This window comes from Okeania sp. SIO2B9, assembly GCF_010672505.1.
GTDB classification, from domain to species: domain Bacteria; phylum Cyanobacteriota; class Cyanobacteriia; order Cyanobacteriales; family Microcoleaceae; genus Okeania; species Okeania hirsuta.
In genome coordinates this window covers 1-1,357 of record NZ_JAAHGK010001652.1, presented here as the reverse complement: position 1 = coordinate 1,357, position 1,357 = coordinate 1, and the positions used below count along the sequence as shown (strand labels likewise).

Genomic DNA, 1,357 nt, shown 5'->3' with positions numbered 1-1,357 from the left:
AAATTTGTTGAAAATACAATTGATGCTGTGGCAGCAGCTCAGGCAATTTTTAATTTGCCGATCAAAGATGAGTATCCAGAAGTTTTATTGGCAGAAGCAAAATATAATGCTAATCAAGAATTATACTTAGCAGTTGTTTTAGACCCAATAGTACGCCGTCCTGTACTTCTCGGTTCAGCACAAGGAGGTATTGATACAGAAGCAGCTATGACAAGGATGCAACAGGTAGTTGTTAATCAACAATTTTCCCCTTTTTATGCACGTCGTCTGATGGTAAAAATTGGACTGCAAGGACAACTGATAGAATTAGTTAGTCATATAGTGGAAAAAATGTATCAATTATTTATAGAAAAGGATTTAGATTTGGTAGAAATTAATCCTTTAGGTGTGAGTCCGACGGGAGAAGTAATGGCTTTAGATGGTAAAGTAAGTGTGAATGATCGTGCTCTAGGTCGTCATCTAGAATTGGTAAATTTAGTGGGCAAAAATATTACTAATAATGATGAAATTCAAGAGAAACAAGTAAGTCAAATAGACAAAAATTCTTTATTAATTACAAATAATACCAATGCAGCAGCTAATGAAAAAATTATTCCAGATTATCAACTGAAGTTTACAGAATTGCAAGGAAATATCGGAATTTTATGCAATGGTGAAGGTTTAACAATGGCTACTGTTGATTTGGTAATGGAAGCTAATGGAAACCCAGCAAATTTTCTGAATATTAAGCTGGGTGATTATTTGGAGATCAAGGATAGTTTACGAATAAAAATGTTTGCTGCTTTGGATTTAGTTAGTCAAAAGGAAAATGTAAAGGTAGTATTGGTGAATTTTCTAGGTATAGTTCAGACAAGTGATGAGTTGATTACTATAGTTTACGAGTATTTGAATAATTTAAAAACTATGGACAAGAGTAATATTATTTTTATACTGCGTTTATTAGGAGGTGAAGTGAGTAGAGCTAGAGAACGTTTATCAGGTCTACCAGTAGAGGTAATCGAAAATTTAGAAGATGCAGTTACTAAAGCTGTTTCTTTAGCTAGGTAGCATTCAACAATTAATAATTAATAATTAATAATTACCTCTCCTGGAAAGCAGATAGGATTGAACTTAAGGAAAATATTTTCTTTTTATTTTCTTCATAAATGAATAGGTATTAGACCAAATTAAGCAATTATCCATTATCCATTATCCATTATCCATTGATAAATGCCTATACAAATAAGGGCTGAAGAATTATGAATTTAACTCCAGATAGTAAGGTAATAGTTCAAGGTGTTACAGAAAAAATGTCTACCCAGATAGCCTTAATGATGAAGTCCTATGGAACAAATGTAGTAGCAGGTATTAGTCCTGG

General features: G+C 32.5%; 1 protein-coding gene. It reads left to right on the top strand.

The features are described from left to right. The coding region (locus F6K13_RS33425) for an ATP-grasp domain-containing protein (RefSeq protein ID WP_287289962.1) at positions 1–1,047 on the top strand (1,047 nt) is incomplete at its 5' end. Positions 1,048–1,357 lie beyond the last annotated feature (310 nt).